14 protein-coding genes are annotated in these 19,404 nt (G+C 32.8%); 6 read left to right on the top strand and 8 right to left on the bottom strand.

Annotated features, from left to right (window positions below; genetic code table 11):
- Window positions 1-9: 9 nt before the first annotated feature.
- The 5 genes from GJV77_RS11510 (at window position 10) to GJV77_RS11490 (ending at window position 5,984) form a co-directional block, all read left to right on the top strand.
- Window positions 10-870, top strand: a complete 861-nt coding sequence (locus GJV77_RS11510; protein ID WP_155036509.1) for an MBL fold metallo-hydrolase — start codon at window positions 10-12, stop codon at window positions 868-870.
- A gap of 76 nt (window positions 871-946) precedes the next feature.
- Window positions 947-2,581 (top strand): S8 family peptidase, encoded by a 1,635-nt coding sequence (locus tag GJV77_RS11505; protein WP_155036508.1) that lies wholly within the window; start codon window positions 947-949, stop codon window positions 2,579-2,581.
- 83 nt (window positions 2,582-2,664) lie between these two features.
- On the top strand, window positions 2,665-4,563 hold the full coding sequence (locus GJV77_RS11500) for a M1 family metallopeptidase (protein ID WP_155036507.1): 1,899 nt from the start codon (window positions 2,665-2,667) through the stop codon (window positions 4,561-4,563).
- Window positions 4,564-4,750: 187 nt separating this feature from the next.
- Window positions 4,751-5,125 (top strand): ribonuclease P protein component, encoded by a 375-nt coding sequence (rnpA, locus tag GJV77_RS11495; RefSeq protein WP_155036506.1) that lies wholly within the window; start codon window positions 4,751-4,753, stop codon window positions 5,123-5,125.
- 73 nt (window positions 5,126-5,198) lie between these two features.
- Entirely contained in the window at window positions 5,199-5,984 is a 786-nt protein-coding gene (locus GJV77_RS11490; protein ID WP_155036505.1) for a tyrosine-protein phosphatase, read from the top strand.
- A gap of 162 nt (window positions 5,985-6,146) precedes the next feature.
- On the opposite strand, the gene GJV77_RS11485 is transcribed toward GJV77_RS11490, so the two are convergent.
- The 3 genes from GJV77_RS11485 to GJV77_RS11475 all read right to left on the bottom strand — a co-directional run bounded on the left by GJV77_RS11485 (window position 6,147) and on the right by GJV77_RS11475 (window position 9,885).
- The gene (locus tag GJV77_RS11485; RefSeq protein WP_155036504.1) at window positions 6,147-7,124 is read right to left on the bottom strand and encodes a DUF4837 family protein; all 978 of its coding nucleotides are present in this window, start codon (window positions 7,122-7,124) and stop codon (window positions 6,147-6,149) included.
- Window positions 7,125-8,627, bottom strand: coding sequence for a lytic transglycosylase domain-containing protein (locus tag GJV77_RS11480; protein ID WP_155036503.1), 1,503 nt, complete (start codon window positions 8,625-8,627; stop codon window positions 7,125-7,127).
- Window positions 8,628-8,694: 67 nt separating this feature from the next.
- Entirely contained in the window at window positions 8,695-9,885 is a 1,191-nt protein-coding gene (locus tag GJV77_RS11475; protein ID WP_155036502.1) for a phosphoglycerate kinase, read from the bottom strand.
- Between the two features lie 399 nt (window positions 9,886-10,284).
- Between GJV77_RS11475 and GJV77_RS11470 the strand changes: the two genes are divergently transcribed.
- Entirely contained in the window at window positions 10,285-11,433 is a 1,149-nt protein-coding gene (locus GJV77_RS11470; protein ID WP_155036501.1) for a DNA polymerase III subunit, read from the top strand.
- 34 nt (window positions 11,434-11,467) lie between these two features.
- Here GJV77_RS11470 and GJV77_RS11465 read toward each other — a convergent pair whose 3' ends face one another.
- The 5 genes from GJV77_RS11465 to ybeY all read right to left on the bottom strand — a co-directional run bounded on the left by GJV77_RS11465 (window position 11,468) and on the right by ybeY (window position 18,942).
- Window positions 11,468-13,747, bottom strand: coding sequence for a helix-turn-helix domain-containing protein (locus tag GJV77_RS11465; protein ID WP_155036500.1), 2,280 nt, complete (start codon window positions 13,745-13,747; stop codon window positions 11,468-11,470).
- A gap of 124 nt (window positions 13,748-13,871) precedes the next feature.
- Window positions 13,872-14,468, bottom strand: a complete 597-nt coding sequence (locus GJV77_RS11460; RefSeq protein WP_155036499.1) for an OmpH family outer membrane protein — start codon at window positions 14,466-14,468, stop codon at window positions 13,872-13,874.
- Window positions 14,469-15,337: 869 nt separating this feature from the next.
- A complete protein-coding gene (locus tag GJV77_RS11455; RefSeq protein ID WP_155036498.1) occupies window positions 15,338-16,198 on the bottom strand; it encodes a class I SAM-dependent methyltransferase in 861 nt (286 codons plus the stop codon).
- Window positions 16,199-16,604: 406 nt separating this feature from the next.
- Window positions 16,605-18,482 carry a tRNA uridine-5-carboxymethylaminomethyl(34) synthesis enzyme MnmG gene (gene mnmG, locus GJV77_RS11450; protein WP_155036497.1) on the bottom strand — a complete coding sequence of 626 codons (1,878 nt, stop codon included), beginning with the start codon at window positions 18,480-18,482 and terminating at the stop codon, window positions 16,605-16,607.
- Between the two features lie 40 nt (window positions 18,483-18,522).
- Window positions 18,523-18,942, bottom strand: coding sequence for an rRNA maturation RNase YbeY (gene ybeY, locus GJV77_RS11445; protein WP_155036496.1), 420 nt, complete (start codon window positions 18,940-18,942; stop codon window positions 18,523-18,525).
- Window positions 18,943-19,404: the final 462 nt, after the last annotated feature.

The following is a 19,404-nucleotide window of genomic DNA, read 5'->3' as shown; positions in this document are numbered from 1 at the left end:
AAAACAATTATGAAATTATACGCTATAGAAAGTGGTAACTTCAAACTAGATGGAGGTGCTATGTTTGGTGTTGTACCGAAAGTTATTTGGAATAAAACAAACCCAGCAGATAACAATAATTTAATAGATCTAGCAGCTAGATTATTACTAATTGAAGAAGGCAATCGGCTAATCCTCATAGATACAGGAATGGGAAACAAACAATCAGAAAAGTTTTTTGGTTACTACAACCTTTGGGGAGATCATAACCTTGACGCTTCATTAGCTAAATATGGCTTTCACAGAGATGATATTACAGATGTTTTCCTAACACATTTACACTTTGATCATGTAGGAGGAGCTGTAAATTGGAACACTGGTCGTACAGGATATGTCAATGCCTTTAAGAATGCCAAGTACTGGACAAATGAAAACCACTGGGAGTGGGCGACGGAACCCAATGCACGTGAAAAAGCTTCTTTTTTATCAGAAAATATCATTCCTATTCAAGAAAGCGGTGCATTAAATTTCATCAAGCGTTCAAATGAAATCTTACTGACGAATTCAGAACTTGGATTTGATATATTCTTTGCAGATGGTCATACCGAAAAGCAAATGATCCCAATCATAAATTACAAAGGAATGAAAATAGCTTATACTGCAGACTTACTTCCAACTGTCGGTCATATTCCACTTCCTTACGTTATGGGATATGACACACGTCCATTACTTACCCTTGATGAAAAAGCTAAATTTCTTCAACAAGCAGCAGACGAAAACTGGTATCTATTCTTAGAGCATGATGCTCACAATGAAATCATCACCGTTCATCACACTGAGAAAGGAGTAAGACTAAATGAAAATCTAAAAGCTAATGATATCTTAATTTAGTGTTAAGTACATCGACAAGATGTAACTTATTTTTATTTTTAGCACTTATAACAATGATAATTTAAATTTAACTATAATGCGATTGATTAAACCTTTATACCTATCAGCTGCTTTAGCATTGGCTTTGACAAGCTGTGGAGGAACGAAGACAGCAGTAGAGAATGCGCAAAACTATTCTCCAATTACGAATGTAGATCACCTAGAAAAAAGGACTACAAAACTAACAGAGGATCAACTAAAGAGATGGAGTCACTTAGATATCTTGACAGATACAGTGCCTGGTATGTCTGTAGATAAGGCGTACGAACTATTATTAAAAGGAAAAAAACTTCCTTCAAAAGTTGTCGTAGGTGTAATTGATTCAGGTATTGAAATTGATCATGACGATCTTAAAAACCATATCTGGAATAATCCTAAAGAAATCGCAGGAAACAATATTGACGACGATAATAACGGTTATGTTGATGATATACACGGATGGAATTTCCTAGGAAACTCAGTACACGAAACAGTAGAAATGGTACGTGTAATTCGCCGTGGAGATGATGGATCAGCACAATACAAAAGAGCAGTTGCTCAATATGACAAAGAAAAGAAAGAAGCTGAAGAAAAACTTGTTAAAGCACAATCTTACTTACGTGCTTATGAACGTTTAGCAAAACTATTCGACAAAGATACATTCACTCAAGAAGACTTAGATAAAATCCCTGCTGATGATACAGTAAGTGACGATATTAAGCACTCTAAAAATGTAATGTACAGTGTATTCAAAATGGGTAGAGATACTGATTGGGTAAAAGGATACAACGGAGCCATTGAAAGCAAATTAGCCCATCACTTAAATCTAGAATATGATGGACGTAAATTAGTTGGTGATGATCACACTGATATCAATGACCGTATTTACGGGGATAACAATGTGTTAGGACCAGATAGAAATGAAGCTAAACACGGTACACACGTAGCTGGTATCATAGCACAATCACGTCACAATGACCTAGGAGGAGATGGAGTAGCTTCAGATGCAGTGGAGATTATGGCTATCCGCGCTGTTCCTGATGGAGATGAGTACGATAAAGATATCGCACTAGGTATCCGCTATGCAGTAGATAACGGAGCGAAAGTAATCAATGGAAGTTTTGGTAAATACTACGAAGAAAACAGTCAATGGGTAAGAGACGCGATTAAATACGCAGAGGATAAAGACGTATTAATCGTAGTAGCAGCTGGTAATGATGCTATGGACTTAAACATTGAAGGTGGCGTAGAAAGATATCCAAACGACAATGTAAATATGGGAGCTGAAATTTCAGACAACTTTTTAGTTGTCGGTGCATTAAACCCAGAGTTCGGTAAAAATATGGTTGCAAGATTCTCTAACTATGGACACTATGATGTGGATGTATTTGCTCCAGGAGTAAAAATCTATGCAACAGTACCAAATAATACATACCAATATTTACAAGGTACTTCAATGGCATCACCAAACGTAGCAGGAGTAGCAGCCTTAATTAGAGCGTACTATCCAGAATTTACAGCTTCTGAGGTAAAAAGAATTATTATGAATTCAGGAGTACCTGTAAATCGTGAAGTGATTGTAGGAAGTAAAAAAGAGGTTCGTAAATTTGAATCAATTTCTACATCAGGAAAATTCGTTAATGCTTATAATGCGTTACTACTAGCAGAGAAATTATCGAAAGCTAAAAAATAATTGAGAGAAAACTCACAAACATTTTATAGACTCCACAATTATTAGAAAAACATGATTGTGGAGTTTTAATTTTATAATTTATTATGAAGAAACTACTACTAGCCCTAACAATTACGATTACAACACTTTCTACACTAAGTGCACAAAATAATCCTAACCCAGGATATTGGCAACAACATGTAAATTACGAAATGGACGTAAAAGTTGACGTAAAAAAATTCACTTATACTGGTACGCAAAAACTAATCTACACCAACAATTCAAACGACACTTTAAGATCAGTTTATTATCACTTGTACTACAATGCTTTCCAACCAGGGAGTGATATGGACGCATTGCTAAATAGCATTGCAGATCCTGATTCACGCATGGTTGAAACAAAAAATATTCGAGGTAGAAAAGTTACAGAAAGTAGAATTTCTAAACTAAAACCAGATGAAATTGGTTACTTAAAAGTGGCTAATTTAAAACAAGATGGTCAGACAATCGTCAATCATCAAACCATTGGAACTCTACTTGAAGTAGAACTAAACGAGCCATTAGCTCCAAATAACTCAACAGAATTAACCTTAAACTTTACTGGACAAGCACCTAAAATGATCCGTAGATCAGGACGTCAATCAAAAGAAGGTATTGCCCTATCGATGGCTCAGTGGTTTCCTAAAATGGCAGAATTTGACTTCGAAGGATGGCATACAGAACAATATTTAGGAAGAGAATTTCACAGTGTATGGGGTAACTATGACGTCAAAATTACAATTGATAAAAACTATACCTTAGGAGGTACAGGAACACTAATCAATAACAATGAAATAGGACATGGTTATCAAGATGCAGGGGTAGATGCTCCTGATCACAAAAAACAAAAAACGCTTACATGGCATTTCAAAGCAGATAATGTACTTGATTTTACTTGGGCTGCAGATGATGACTATATTCACGATACTTACGAAGGACCTAACGGAGTAAAACTACATTTTCTATACAAAAACAACGATAAAATTAAAGACAATTGGACTAAACTACAACCTATTACGGCTCAATTGATGGAGTTCTTTAATGAAAATGTAGGAGAATATGGTTATCCTCAATACTCCGTGATCCAAGGTGGAGATGGTGGTATGGAATACTCAATGTGTACTTTAATTACAGGAGAGCGCAACTTTAAAAGTTTAGTAGGTGTAACTGCACACGAGCTAGCCCACAATTGGTTTCAACAGACTTTAGCAACAAATGAAACTAAACACGAATGGATGGATGAAGGTTTTACTACATTTATCTCGGATCTAGCTGTGCTAAAAATATTACCTCCAGCTGATCAAGAAGATACTAATCCATTTGCTTCAAACTACAAAAGCTACTATAGATTAGTAGAAAAGAATATGCACGAACCGCTATCTACTCATTCTGATCATTACTTGACAAACAGAGTATATTCAACTTCAGCATATAGTAGAGGAGCAATCTTTTTGACGCAATTATCTTATATCATTGGTTGGGATAATATGATGGCTACATTAAAGAAATACTACGAAGACTACAAATACACCCACCCTACACCAAATGACTTCAAACGTACAGCAGAACGCGTATCAGGAGCTGTCTTAGACTGGTATATGATTGATTGGACACTAACAAATAATACAATTGATTACGCTATTCAATTCGTAGAAGAAGTACAAAAAGATCAAACATTAGTTAGCTTAAAGCGCATTGGAAGAAGTGGCATGCCTCTAGATATTTTAGTAACTTATGATGATGGATCTATGGAAACCTATTACATTCCATATACTTCAATGCACTGGAATAAACCAAACCCATATGTTCAATACGAAAGAACAATCTTAGACGGATGGGGATGGGCACAACCAGAATATAAATTCATCATACCAAAAAGCAAAAGTAGCATTAAATCAATCATGATTGACCCAAGTCAATTTATGGCAGATATTAATCAAGAGAACAATATCTATCAGAAATAGAAAACGTTTATTAAAAACACTATAAAAATCCCCAGTAAGTTTATCACTTACTGGGGATTTTTTCATGATAAACACTGTTACTCATGAAAAAATATAGAGATATATCTATTCAAAAACAGAAGCTGTTCATGAACCTCTTATTATTAACTTTCTTTGATTACCTTTGTAGTCTTGATAATTACAACCTATGTTTACATATCCTAAAAAGGAAAAATTAAAAAGCCATACGACCATTAATGAATTATTTATGAGCGGAAAATCTGTGAGTAAATATCCATTACGCATGGTTTATGTCCCTATAAAATCAACTGACAACACACCCTTAAGCATAGGAGTATCAGTATCAAAGAAACACTTCAAAAAAGCTGTAGATCGCAACTACTACAAACGATTATTACGAGAATCTTATCGCTTAAATAAACAAGCGCTTCTAGACGTCATAGATCAACCCTATGCTATAATGTTTTTCTATCAAACAAAGGATCGTTTAGACTACGCAAAGATTAACGAGAAAATGGAACAGATGATCGAGAAGTTTAAATATCAGATTGAAACGAAATAAAGTGATAAAACATTTTAAATACTGCTGTCATTTATGAATAATAAACATTATTTTTATCTAAAGCAGAATTAGAATGTCAAACACGAAAAAACAACTTCAATCAAACCTTATAACCTCTGAAATAAAGCTTGATGGTCAATGCAATTTTCGCGATTTAGGAGGGCTAGTAAACAAAGATCGTTTAGCACTAAAAAAGGAAATAATATTCCGGTCTGGTCAATTAAATGAACTAACTCCAGCAGATATCAAATTGCTAGATACGTTGAATTTATCGACCGTCATAGACTTTCGAAGTGCGGAAGAAACAAAAATGCAGCCTCATCGCCTACCTCCTAGTATACGTACAACCTATCATTTACCCATCACTCCTGGTAATATCACTCCAGCCTCTATTGAAGAAATTGTACGTGACGGAAATCTAAAAGGGGCTAATGACTTTCTATTTGAAATCTACAAACAATTAGTTTTAGAAAATCAAAAGGAGTACACACTATTTTTTCAAAAACTTCAAACCAATAATGGTAGCCCTACTTTGTTTAACTGCACCGCTGGTAAAGACAGAACAGGCTTTGCTGCTATATTATTCTTATCAGCTCTAGACTTTGATTTAGACATTATCTATACTGACTATTTAAAAACTAATCAAGCTGTAGGCCCTACCTTAGATAAGGTTATTTCATCTTTTGGTTTTCAAAATAAAAAGCAAAGCCAAACCTTTTATGAGTTAATGACAGTAAAAGAAGCATTTATAAATCATGTCTTCTCGACAATAAAAAATCATTACCTATCAATGGATAATTATCTAGAAAAGCAACTAGGCATAAATAAAAATATACTCAAAGAAATATACTTAGAATAACGAAGAACAAGGATTATATTAGTCCCTAATCTACTCACTAGAAGTAATTATAAGCTATTTAAAGATACTTTACTATAAAGTGATTGATTTATACATTAGAGTTAATTTAAACCTTTAAATAAGAAAAAATCGCATAGTAATAAGTTACTATGCGATTTTTTCCTATTTAAAAACGATGGTTTTTATAATACTTTCAATCTCTGTAAGCATAACCCGCTTATTCATTGATGGATTATAGACTAGACCTTCGACAAATACATACTTATCTAATTCCTCATCTTTAAAGACGAAGGTAAGATACGGACCGGTCATAAAACTATTAACCATATCCCATGTTCCACGAAAAACTACACCAGACATCCCGTTTAAGTAAACTTCTTCATAGTTAGGAGAGTACTCTTCCGAGGTGTACAAATAAGAACCATCTTCCGAAGACTGTATATACTTCCCATTTACGGAATCTTTGACTCTTATAATATCTGTCAATAAATACTGCTTATCTCTACGAATACTCTCAATAGATACTGAATAAACTAAGATACTGCTACTACCTGAGGCTATGTCTTTCTTAAACCAAATAAAGTTATTATCGCGTTCAATCAATCGATAACTTTTAGGTAGATCTAATTCAATATCAAACGGACGTGAAAGTATTTCTTTGTTGTGAAGAGGTTCCTTGCGTAACTCATCAATATAATGAGCAATTTCAGTTTGATGGACAGACTTGTTGATCGAATCACTATTGTCACAATACAGAGCCATTAAATCACCTTTATTCTTTGCAGTCAGAACAAAATAATTCTGAGGAGAAGCAAACTTATTTACTTCATGCGAAAAGGAAGAGTTATTGTGATTATCTGATAATACAATAATATTTCTGTACTTCTTATAACTAGTATTAAATAACTTAGGAGAAAATTGTTTAATTGTAAACTGAGCCTCCACGGGATCAACATCTTCAATATAAGCAGCTAGATGATGTCGTATACTATCTCCTGTCTCACCTATCCATAACTTATCATCTATAACAACTAAAACGTTGTTATAATTACCAAATGAAGTAGGTAGTTTTTTATCCCCTACTCCACCTTTACAACTAAGCAAGCATAAGCTAAGAAAGAGAAAGATATATTTCTTCATCTATTTAATTTTCAATTTCATACCTGGGTGAAGCATTGAGCCTTCTTCCATATTATTTAATCTGCACAACTTAGCAATAGATACGCCAGGTAACTTTTTACTAATTGAATAAAGTGAATCACCTGATTTCACCGTATAATAACCTTTTCCTGAACTCGCATGAGCTACTACAGTCCTACCAACGATCAGTTTCTTTCCTGGATAAATCATATTGCTTCGCATATTATTCATACGTTTCAATTGACTAACAGATAAGCCATATTTCTGAGCAATAACACCAACGCTTTCACCTGATTTAATCGTGTGATATTTATTGTTATAATTACTTTGTTCAATCAACATTTCCTCCATACTATAAACAGGTTTTTCCTTTTTGGAATCTAAGAAATCTACATAAGCATAAATCTTATCCTCATTCGAAGCAAAAAGACCTACTTTTTCTATTGGTAAACGAACATAATGTTCTTTATCACTCACATAAGGAATAACTTTTAACTTATAAGTAGGGTTTAAAAACTCAATCTCTTCCTCAGTCATATCTAATAATTCAGCTAATTGAGCAAAAGTTATAGTTTGACGAACAGAAATAGTATCTGTTTCAAATAACTGAACAGGAGCTGGCTCTGCTGCTTTCATTCCATGCTCCTCAGCAAACTCAAACATATACATTGTTGCATAAAAGGCAGGTAAATAATTCTGCGTTTCACGAGGAAGATTATGACGAATATTCCAATAGTTTTCGTATTCTCCTGAACGACGCATCGCCTTATTTACATTTCCAGGACCAGCATTGTATGAAGCTAAAACTAATTCCCAATCACCATACATACGATACAAATCTGCTAAAAACTCAGCTGATGCATCAGATGATTTTACGGGATCCATTCGTTCATCAACAAAAGAGTTTACTTCCAAATTATATTGCTTACCTGTAGCATACATAAATTGCCATAAACCAGTAGCCCCAACACGTGAACGAGCCTTAGGGTTAAGAGCCGATTCAACAATCGATAAATATTTTACCTCTAAAGGAACATCGTATTTAGAAAGTCTTTCTTCAAACATAGGAAAATAGTACTGCGATATTCCCATTAACCTTTCAAAAGAACGTTTTCTCCTTTTAATAAAAGACTTAATCACCTTTTCTAGTGTTTCATTATAAACCACATTAAAAGGTGTCTTTTCATTAAGTATTTGCAAGCGTTCTTTTAAAAGATCCGTAGTTAAACCATCGTATTCATCATCAACTTGTTCTAGATCAATCTCTTCTAAATCACTTTGTAAGTCTTCATATATATCAAGTGTATTCATCTTATTGACCCATTGATAATCGATTGAATCAATAACGTCATAACTGACAAAAGTATTCTTAATAGAATCGAGATATACACGAGGATCTTCAATTTTTTTAATTTCGACCATCTTAGTATTCTCACTAGTTTGTGCCATGCCTATAGCACTTATAAGACAACTAGTAAGAATAAAAAATCCACTGTATTTCATAATAAGGTTTTATATAAAAAATCCAGACTACATAGTGAGAATACTATACAGTCTGGATTCGGTTTGATTAATCTTGAATAGCTTTTACGCCTGGTAATACTCTACCTTCTAACATCTCTAACATAGCACCACCTCCTGTTGATACATAACTCATCTTATCTGCTAGACCAAACTGCTTAACAGCTGCTACAGAATCACCACCTCCCACTAAGGAGAAAGTTCCATTATTAGTAGCTTCAGCAATAAAGTCTCCTAACTGAATTGTTCCATTAGCAAACTTTTCAATTTCAAAAACACCTAATGGTCCATTCCATAAGATAATTTTAGATTCTAAGATAACAGGCTTTAAGCTCTCTAAAGTCTTAGGTCCAGCATCTAAACCTTGCCATCCATCTGGAATCTCATTTACATTAACTATCTGTGTATTTGCATCTGCCGAGAAAGCATCTGCTGCCACAATATCTAAAGGTAAGTGCACAGTTACATTCTTCTCTTTTGCTTGCTTAAGTATATCTAAAGCTAAATCTAATTTGTCATCTTCACAAAGAGAATTACCAATAGAGCCTCCTAAAGCTTTGATAAATGTAAACGCCATTCCTCCTCCTATGACCATGTGGTCAATCTTATCTAAAATATTTTCAATAATAGTAATCTTAGAAGAAACCTTTGATCCGCCTAATACAGCAGTAACAGGCTTTTCTTTACTATGTAAAACTTTGTCTAAGCTTTCGATCTCTTTCGCTAATAAATATCCGAAGCATTTATCATTAGGAAAAAACTTAGCTACAATAGTCGTAGAAGCATGTGCACGGTGTGCAGTTCCAAAAGCGTCATTAATATAAAAATCAGCTATTGATCCAAGATCTTTTGCAAATGTTTCATCTCCCTTTTCTTCTTCCGCATAAAAGCGTAAGTTCTCTAATAAGATAATATCTCCTTTTTTAGCATTAGCCACAGCGTCTTTTACAGATTCACCAATACAATCATGTACAAACGTAACAGGCTTACCTAAAATTTCACTAGCTTTACTTACAATATGCTCTAACGAGTATTTACTATTTCTTTCTCCTTTTGGTCTACCTAAGTGAGAAACTAAAATTGCAATACCCCCATCAGCACATACTTTATCAATTGTAGGCTTAGCTGCTTCTATTCGGTTGCTATCTGTTACATTAAAGTTTTCATCCAAAGGAACGTTGAAATCAACGCGAATTAAAACTCTTTTCCCATCAAAATTAAACTCATTTATTGTCTTCATATCTAATAATTTGAACCTGTTATTTTATTGTTTCACAAATATAATTCATTTTAGCATTTAATAAGCTGATATTAGTATTATAAAGAACTTATAATGAAATAAATAAACTTTTCACTATAGCTAATAATTAACTACACAATAATTTAACACATATAAGTGATTTTATAATAATCTCAACTAGAAAATTATCAAAATATCAACTAGAGAAACTACTCTCTTCTCATGATTTTCTTTAAAATAAAATACTCTATTAAAACAAAATCTACTTTATACCAATTTAAAAGTTGTAACTAAAGTTTTATAAACAAATTGAAAAGTATATAATTCAATCAAACTGTTCTACTTAACATAGCTAATAAATAAAACACTACCGCATCGCATTTTATTTATCTTTGTACTATGCTTTTTTCAGAAATTATAGGTCAAAATAATATAAAAAATCACTTAATACAAAGTGTTTCAACAGGTAGAATACCTCATGCTCAATTGTTTATAGGTAGTGAAGGTGTAGGTACCTTACCACTTGCTATTGCTTATGCACAATATATATTATGCAATAACAAAGGCAATGAAAATACTAATGGAAATGAAAGCTGTAATGTAAAAGTGAACAACCTTTCCCATCCCGATTTACACTTTGTGTACCCAGTTGCAACAACTGAGCGAGTAAAAAGACACGCTACGAGTGATCTATTCAGTGATCAATGGAAAAAATTCATTAAAGAAATGCCGTATGGAAGTTTATTTGATTGGTATAACTTTATTGACATTCAAAATAAACAAGGTCAAATTGGTGTAGATGAAGCTACTGAAGTCATCAAAAAACTCTCATTAAAATCATACGAAGGTGGCTATAAAATCATGATTATTTGGATGGCCGACAAATTGAATACCGAAGCTTCTAATAAACTACTAAAACTTCTAGAAGAACCACCTGCGAGCACTGTGTTTCTACTAATCGCTGAAAACGAAAAAAATATTCTGCAAACCATTTTATCTAGATGTCAAGTATTAAAGTTTAATGCTCTGAATGATAAAGAAATAGAAAACGCTTTAATAGCTAAGTACAATTGTACAACAAATCAAGCTATAACCATTGCGAGACAGGCACAAGGTAATTTAAACAAAGCAATTCAACTCTTTCAAAACCAAGACTCTGCCTTACCTTTTGAAAAGTGGTTTGTGCAATGGGTTAGAGCTGCTTTTAGAGCGAAGGGTAATGCAGCTGTAATTCAAGAATTAATAACTTGGAGTGATGAGCTCGCTGCATTAGGTAGAGAACAACAAAAACAATTTATTGAGTTTTGTATCGAACTCTTTAGACAAGCTTTATTACTTAATTACCAAACACCTAATCTAGTTTATTATCAAACAACAGTAGATAATTTCAAATTAGAAAAATTTGCACCTTTTGTTAATGGAAATAATATTGAAGAAATAGTAGAAGAACTTTCTAATGCAATGTATCATATCGAACGAAATGGAAATGCAAAGATGATATTTACTGATCTTTCCATCAAATTAACTCGTTTGATCCACAAAAAATAAAAAGGGATATCACAAGTTAATATCCCTTTAATTCTTATGCATTAGACGGAAGTGAGCGTTGAAATAGCTTTAATTCTTCCCATGAATATTTATCATTAATCTCAGCTTTAATTTCTGAAATAGTCTTTCCTTCATATTTCTCAAATAGTGCCTCTAATTCACGGATTCGCTCTAAAGGTAAAACGTCATCTATACTGATCAACTCGTCACTTATAAGCTTACCTAAATGCGAATAGATAGTAGTTTTAGTTAATTTCCTTATACTTGCAATATCGTCAACACCATTCCCCTCTTTCCACAAGTCTAATGTAATTAAATATGTAGGCTTCTTTTTTTCCTTTGCTTTTGGCTTTTCTTTCGATGAACTATAATCGTCTAAATCAATATCCTCTTCTAATTCTAATGAGCTATTTCGTATTAAATTAGCTATATTAACCAAGTGATTAATCTTGTATGAACTGATATCTTCACTGTCTAGGTTAGCCTTACATATCAACTTATCTTGATCTACAATCTCTAACATCCTAAGTGCTTTCTTCATATTGATAACAATATGAAGTATTTCGTCCTCCAATTCGGCTAATTCTTCATAATACAACTTCATCTTTCGTTGTCTTTTAACTTGTGCTATTGTAAATAATAATTCAAAAACAATGTGATCAAGCTTAGGGAAAAAATAATTGTACGCCTTCTCAACTCTCCCCTTTGTAAATTCAAATCGAAAAGGATACTCTATAAATAAGGCATTTAATTGCTGTACAAACTTCTCTGAATGAATGAGTAAAGCATCTAATTCCTTTATCATTTTCTGTGCCCATGATTTATAGGTAGACTTTTTGCTTCGATCAGTGTCACCTGCATAACTATATAAGTGTGTATGCCAGGAAGTAACTAAATCAGCCCAAGAATAAGTCTTTACTAAAAACTGCCATAAATACAAACGATTATCCTCAATTAGCTGACTTTCTAATGTATCTAAAGTGGCCTTATTCTCTGAATAAGACATAACGTCGTGATCATTTGATAGACCATTCATACGCAATGGGCTAGTTAAAACTAGTCCTTCAAGAGAGCGAAGACGAGAAAGTGCTACATAGGCTTGTCCTGGTAAAAAAACCCGTGAAACATCTAAAACAGCTTTGTCAAATGTAAGTCCTTGACTCTTGTGAATCGTAATAGCCCAAGCTAACTTCAATGGGTATTGAGTAAATGTTCCTAATACATCTTCCTTGATTTCTTTGGTATTCTCATCAATAGAAAACTTAATATTCTGCCATTCATAACGCTCTACTTCTATTACAGTTTTATCTTCAAACTCTATAAAAATCTCTGCAGAAGATAACTTCTTAACAACCCCCATTTTTCCATTAAAGAATCGCTTTTCTGGAGATATATCATTCTTAATAAATATAACCTGAGCTCCTTCTTTTAATAATAAATCGAATTCAATCGGAAAAATCTTCTCTGGAAAATCACCTACAAGCTCAGCTGTATATGTAAATTCTTTACTTTTCAAAGACTTCAAAGCATCAGTGTTAATCTTATCAGCAGTAGCATTATGCGTGGTCAATGTAATATATCCAGGATTCTTCATGACATCAAATGAAGGATTCAGGTAAGTATTTAATAATTCTACTTGACGCTGGGTAATCTTATTGTTTCTCAAGTAATTAAGAATAGAAATAAAATCATCGTCTGATTGTCTGTAAATCTTTTCTAATTCAATATATAAAGGTGGAGTATTGCGAATCACTTCTGAATGAAAAAAATAAACACCGTCGTAATAACGCTTAAGAATTTCCCATTCCTCGTTCTTTACTACTGGTGGTAATTGTAACAGATCTCCAATAAACAAAACTTGTACACCTCCAAAAGGTTGTTGATTTCGACGTATAGATTGAAGTACATAATTCATTGCATCCAACACGTCAGCTCTTAGCATACTGACTTCATCAATTACTAACAACTCCATACTCCTAAAAATAGCACGTTTAGAATTGTGCATCTTAAGATGCCTTCTCAATGTACTTCTATTCTCTACTTTAATTAAATCAGTAAATAAAGGTGGGGTTTTAATATCTGGTACAAATGTGCCAAAAGGCAATTGAAAAAAAGAATGTATTGTTACTCCTCCAGCATTTAAAGCAGCTATACCAGTAGGGGCAACTATTACAGCGTTCTTATGCGTTGTCTTGATTATCTCGCGCAAAAGGGTTGTTTTACCCGTTCCTGCTTTTCCAGTCAAAAATATACTGCGGTTTGTTCCATTGATAAACTGCAATACATAATTTGCTTCCTTAGAAAAAGTAGTCATAACTCAAATTTTTGTTGAAATTACAATAAATTGAATAAAAAATAGAACTTTTATCCTGAAACCTATTAAAACAAAAAAGAGACCTAAGGCCTCTTTTAATATAATATATCTGTAAGTGAAAGAATTACTTTTTCTCTCCCTCTGCAGGTTTTGCTTCTTCTTTTACAGGTGCTTCATCTGTTTTTGCTACAGCTGAAACTCCTTTATACTTAGCATTTAACTCTTTTAAAATTGTATCTGTTAAGTCATATCCCTCCTTACCATAAATAATAGTAGAAGCATCATCAGTATTATATACGTAATCTAAGTTATTTTTCTTAGCATACTCTGCGATGTATTCTTTAACTTTATTAACAACAACATCCATTTCTTCCTGTTGTTGCTTTTGAAGCTCTTGCATCAAAGAGTTTTGTTTCATTTGAAGCTCTTGCTCTTTTTGCTGTAACTGTTTAGCTTTTTGTTGAGCCCAAGCTTGTCCTTTTTGTGCAGCGTTGCGTTGGAAACTTTCAGCTTCCTTCTGGAAACTTGCTACTTCGCTTTCAAAAGCTTTACCTTTCTCATCTGCTTTAATTTTCAGTTTAGACTCTACATCTTTAACCTCTTCATAATCTTTAAACAATTTAGCTGAATCTACATATCCAGTCTTAAATTCATTTGAAGTAGAATTATTACAAGAAAACAACATTGTTGCTAAGCCTAAGATCAATAAACTTTTTTTCATTTCGAATTATTTTAAACTGACGTAAAAGTAACAAAACTTTTAACTAAACTGCAAATAAAAATCTTATAGATAAAAATTATTAAAAAAAAATAAACTATAGAGTACACTTATAAAAATCAATCGATTTTTAAGCTATTAAATCGATTTTCTCAAAACATTATATATAAATATATCTACTGATATTAAAAACGCTTTAAAATAGCTTAAAATAAGTTTTATACTTAAAAAAACATTCAAACTACTTCAATTAAGAAAATATAAAACGATAAGCAGCCTTCATTTGATGTAATTAAAGGAAATGGTAAATATTTTATCAACTAAACAACATATACCTATTTTTTAAAAATGCTCTACAAAATGCTTTATGCTTTTATACTACATCCTATAATAGGATAGTAAACAAAGATCAAAACTTTTAAAAACTAAAATATTTATGCTAGCACATAGAGATTTCAAAATAACAGTATTTGTTGCCAAGCTTGTGCTATGGGGGCAGTATTCCTGCAGTATACTAGCCCAGAGACAATCCCTTGGCAAGGAAAGTGCACGTATACTGCAACTATAGGTCAAGAAAGCTAGGGAAAATAATAAAGATAATATCAGTCAACCTAACCCTCCTTTTTAAGCCATAATTATAAAAAAGCAACCTTAAACATTGGATAGTATAGATTACAGAACCTTGAAATAGCAATTGCTAAAACAAAAGGAAATAATACTATATCTATTTCATACAGCAAATTGATGTAAACATATAAATATCCATCACAACCACTTTTTTAAGAGGACTGTAAGTTATCAGTCTATACTAAAATAACTGTTTGCTCCACTAAATTATAAAGACGATATTAAACAGAGATACTGAAAATTGATTATCCTAGAAATTGCTTTTTCTCTAAAATATAAATTAGTGAAGAATACTCTGAGGTTTGTCTTGCTTCTATATTAGACTTTAGACCTACGCGAAAAGCTTTAAACCAATTTTTACGTCCTGTCTTATACTGCTCCGATAATAAAGATACATAAAAACTATCAAACAACATTGGGTGGGTACCAATCAGATCAAAAGAATAAGGACGGAAAAGCATAGGAATAGACTTCTGCGAAAAGTGCCATAAATGTCTTGGAACATCATATGCAGCCCAATACTTTCCATAATAACTAGCATCATAAGATTTAAAGTTAGGAACAGCTATAATCAATAAACCTCCCTTCTTCAATATTCTTTGCAATTGCTTTAGTTGAGTATCCAAATCTACGACATGTTCTAATACATGCCACATTGTAATTACATCAACAGAATGGCTATCTATTTCATCTAGATTATCAACAAGATTTATTCCTTTTGAAAGACTTAATTCTCTTGCTCTTTTATTCGGTTCAAAACCTATAACCTCCCAACCTCTATTTTTTCCTTCTACTAAAAACTCTCCAGTACCACAGCCAATATCTAATAGAGTACCGTTTACTTTTTGTATCTCCTCTATAATACTAAACTTATTCTGAATAGCTCGAATTTTGACAGATTGATATACTTTATCAAAGAAAGTTGACTTACTATCAGTATGAGAAATATAGTTAGGACTTTCGTAATATGAATCTAATACATCTAAACTTGGGGTAGGTTCTGTTTTTAATAATTGATACTCGTCATCTAAATACAAAGTGAATGTTTCTTTGGAAACAGAAAAATCATCTACCTCTAGATACTTATGTTTAGCATTAATATTCATCAATATTGTTTTAATAGCTTTACAAATATAATCAACTTAAATCGAGAATAACCTTTAAAGTAAAAATAAAACAATGCACTCTCCTACTCTTTAAATGATAAAGCCTATTAAAAATTCAGCTGTAAAACAATCAAATTTGAATGTATAAAAACATAGTCGAAAACTAAACCCATGCAAATAAAAGCACTTATCAAAAAGTACTATACAGATGGATTAACTACCTAAATAAATGACCTAAAATACAACAAAACGATTTTAGAAAATCACAATTAAACTAAAGTAAATACTTATCAAATCCTTAAGCAAACGGAATACATACTCACTATAAAAAAGGTAATGTAAACAATAAAGGCTTGTTGTTCCACGTGGAACAACAAGCCTTTATTTATTTTCAAATACGACCTTTTTATCGTCCCATATGAATTAATAATATAGAAATATCGGTAGGTGTAACACCACTAATACGAGAAGCTTGAGATATCGTTATAGGCTTAATCTTTTTAAGCTTCTCACGAGACTCAAAAGAAAGCGAAACAATCTTATCATAGTCAAAGTTTGTTGGAATTTTCACATCTTCTAAGCGGCTTAATTTATCAGCATTATTCTTCTCCTTCTCAATATAACCAGAGTATTTTACTTGTATTTCTGCCTGCTCAATTATCTCTTGATCTAAATTGTGTTCAGCTACGTAAGCCTTTACTTTTTCAAATCTAAGAATATCATTAAGCTCAATCTGAGGACGAGAGAATACCTTAAACATCTTATCAGGTTGATTCATTAGAGAAGACCCTTTCTCTTCCAAGATAGGATTAGCCTCTTCTTTTTTCACACTAGTTTCCTTAAAGAATTGTACAAAATTCTCAGAGGCAGATAGCTTATGCTCCATACGTTTTAGGCGTTCAACAGAGGCAAGACCTAACTCATAAGACTTTGGTGTTAGCCTAAAATCAGCATTATCTTGACGCAATAATGTGCGATATTCTGCACGTGAAGTAAACATTCTATAAGGTTCTTCCGTACCCTTCGTAATCAAATCGTCAATCAATACACCAATATAAGCTTCATCGCGTCTAAGAATTAATTCACCTTTATCATGTACTTTCAAATGTGCATTCATACCAGCCATTAATCCTTGAGCAGCTGCCTCTTCATAACCAGTAGTACCATTAATTTGCCCAGCAAAAAACAAACCATCTACTAATTTTGTTTCCAAGGTATGCTTTAATTGTGTAGGTGGAAAGTAATCGTATTCAATAGCATATCCCGGTCTGAAAATCTTCGCATTTTCAAATCCAACTACTGAACGTAGAGCTTTAAACTGAACCTCCTCTGGTAAGGAAGTTGAGAAACCATTGACATAAATTTCGCAAGTATTCCATCCTTCTGGTTCAACAAAAATTTGATGTCTATCCTTATCAGCAAAACGATTAATCTTATCTTCAATAGAAGGACAATAACGAGGACCAATACTTTTAATACGCCCCGTAAACATCGGTGATCGATCAAATCCTTCTCTTAACAAATCATGAACTTCAGGAGATGTATAGGTCATATAACAATCTCTCTGTTGAACTAAAGGTTGTGTAATATCTAAATAAGAAAATTTAGAAGGATTAATATCTCCTCCTTGTACTTCCATTTTACTATAATCTAAAGAACGTCCATCAACTCTTGGCGGTGTACCTGTTTTCATTCTCCCTGACGTAAAACCAGCTCGTACTAAGTCTTCAGTAATTCCATATGCTGCACTCTCACCTGCTCTACCTCCACCGAATTGCTTCTCACCAATATGAATTAGTCCATTCAGAAAAGTACCATTAGTAAGTACAACAGTCTTAGCTTTTATCTCTAACCCTAAGTTTGTAACAACTCCTTCAATCTTGTCATTTTTTATAATCAGGGATCGAACCATATCTTGATAAAAATCTAGATTAGGTGTTGCTTCTAACATTAAACGCCATGTCTCAGCAAAACGCATACGGTCAGATTGAACGCGTGGCGACCACATCGCAGGACCTTTAGACTTATTCAACATCTTAAACTGGATAGCCGTCTTATCAGATACTATTCCTGAATACCCACCTAACGCATCAATTTCTCTTACAATTTGTCCTTTAGCAATCCCACCCATTGCAGGATTACAAGACATTTGGGCAATATTCTGAAGACTCATTGTTATCAATAAAGTCTTAGATCCCATATTTGCAGCAGCAGCGGCAGCCTCAGAACCAGCATGCCCTCCTCCTACTACTATTACATCATATTTATCAGCAAATATACTCATTGTTCCACGTGAAACATTAAATTAAATAAATAGAAAAATACTATTGTTCCACGTGGAACATAGACATTTTCTCTTCTTCTTTACTACGCATTATACGCTCATCATCAGGAGATTTATCCTTATATCCACAATAGTGCAAAACACCATGCGACATAACTCTTAATAATTCTGTATCGAAATCTACACCGAAATCGGTAGCATTATCATGTACTCGTTCAATAGATAAAAATATATCCCCAGAAACAACCTTCCCTTCACAATAATCAAAACTAATAATATCAGTTAAAGTATCATGATCTAAATACTTTACATTAATCTCATGCAAATAAGCATCATCGCAAAAAATATAGCTAATATCTCCAGGTATTAAACCTTCAGATGTAACTATTTCCTCAATCCAATCTTCATACTTAGACTCATTAACCAATTGAAAATCAGTTTCATAGTTAAAAAATATCATCTTTAACGGTATTTAAATAATTGTTGCAAAGGTACACGGAAAAATAAAAAATATACCTAAAAAGACATTAATTTCTAAACTCATCAAAACTAAAACCACAGAGTAAGAATTAAATAGGTCAAGTAATGCAAAAACTAAGAATTACAAGTAAATTAAAAACATAAAGGTTACCCTAGTTTTAGGAAAAATTAAACTGTAGAAATCACACACTCGTTTGAACAATTACTTAAGTATACAATGCAAGACAAACCACTGGCCTAACACGAAAACACAAACAAATGAATTAGTCAGTAAATTATTATTGAAAAAAGCATAACAACTAAAATCAATTGATCAATACATTTTGAAAATTCAATACAGTATATCTCCGCCAAAGAAATAGGAACACACAAAGAATAAATATCTTAATTGCTAGATTATATTAGCCTGTATCTTTTCAATATTCCGTACTATTTATTACAG

It is taken from the genome of Myroides pelagicus (assembly GCF_009711055.1).
In the GTDB taxonomy this organism is placed as follows: Bacteria; Bacteroidota; Bacteroidia; order Flavobacteriales; family Flavobacteriaceae; genus Flavobacterium; species Flavobacterium pelagicum.
The sequence above is the reverse complement of the archived record's forward strand: the minus strand, read 5'-3'. Positions and strand labels throughout refer to the sequence as shown.

Excerpts from the sequence above, each read along its gene's own strand:
- GJV77_RS11475 (WP_155036502.1), bottom strand. The coding sequence starts at position 9,885 with ATGAAGACAATAAATGAGTTTAATTTTGATGGGAAAAGAGTTTTAATT.
- rnpA (WP_155036506.1), top strand. The coding sequence starts at position 4,751 with ATGTTTACATATCCTAAAAAGGAAAAATTAAAAAGCCATACGACCATT.
- GJV77_RS11500 (WP_155036507.1), top strand. The coding sequence starts at position 2,665 with ATGAAGAAACTACTACTAGCCCTAACAATTACGATTACAACACTTTCT.
- GJV77_RS11505 (WP_155036508.1), top strand. The coding sequence starts at position 947 with ATGCGATTGATTAAACCTTTATACCTATCAGCTGCTTTAGCATTGGCT.
- GJV77_RS11465 (WP_155036500.1), bottom strand. The coding sequence starts at position 13,747 with ATGACTACTTTTTCTAAGGAAGCAAATTATGTATTGCAGTTTATCAAT.
- GJV77_RS11485 (WP_155036504.1), bottom strand. The coding sequence starts at position 7,124 with ATGAAGAAATATATCTTTCTCTTTCTTAGCTTATGCTTGCTTAGTTGT.
- GJV77_RS11470 (WP_155036501.1), top strand. The coding sequence starts at position 10,285 with ATGCTTTTTTCAGAAATTATAGGTCAAAATAATATAAAAAATCACTTA.
- GJV77_RS11480 (WP_155036503.1), bottom strand. The coding sequence starts at position 8,627 with ATGAAATACAGTGGATTTTTTATTCTTACTAGTTGTCTTATAAGTGCT.
- GJV77_RS11455 (WP_155036498.1), bottom strand. The coding sequence starts at position 16,198 with ATGAATATTAATGCTAAACATAAGTATCTAGAGGTAGATGATTTTTCT.
- mnmG (WP_155036497.1), bottom strand. The coding sequence starts at position 18,482 with ATGAGTATATTTGCTGATAAATATGATGTAATAGTAGTAGGAGGAGGG.
- GJV77_RS11510 (WP_155036509.1), top strand. The coding sequence starts at position 10 with ATGAAATTATACGCTATAGAAAGTGGTAACTTCAAACTAGATGGAGGT.
- ybeY (WP_155036496.1), bottom strand. The coding sequence starts at position 18,942 with ATGATATTTTTTAACTATGAAACTGATTTTCAATTGGTTAATGAGTCT.
- GJV77_RS11460 (WP_155036499.1), bottom strand. The coding sequence starts at position 14,468 with ATGAAAAAAAGTTTATTGATCTTAGGCTTAGCAACAATGTTGTTTTCT.
- GJV77_RS11490 (WP_155036505.1), top strand. The coding sequence starts at position 5,199 with ATGTCAAACACGAAAAAACAACTTCAATCAAACCTTATAACCTCTGAA.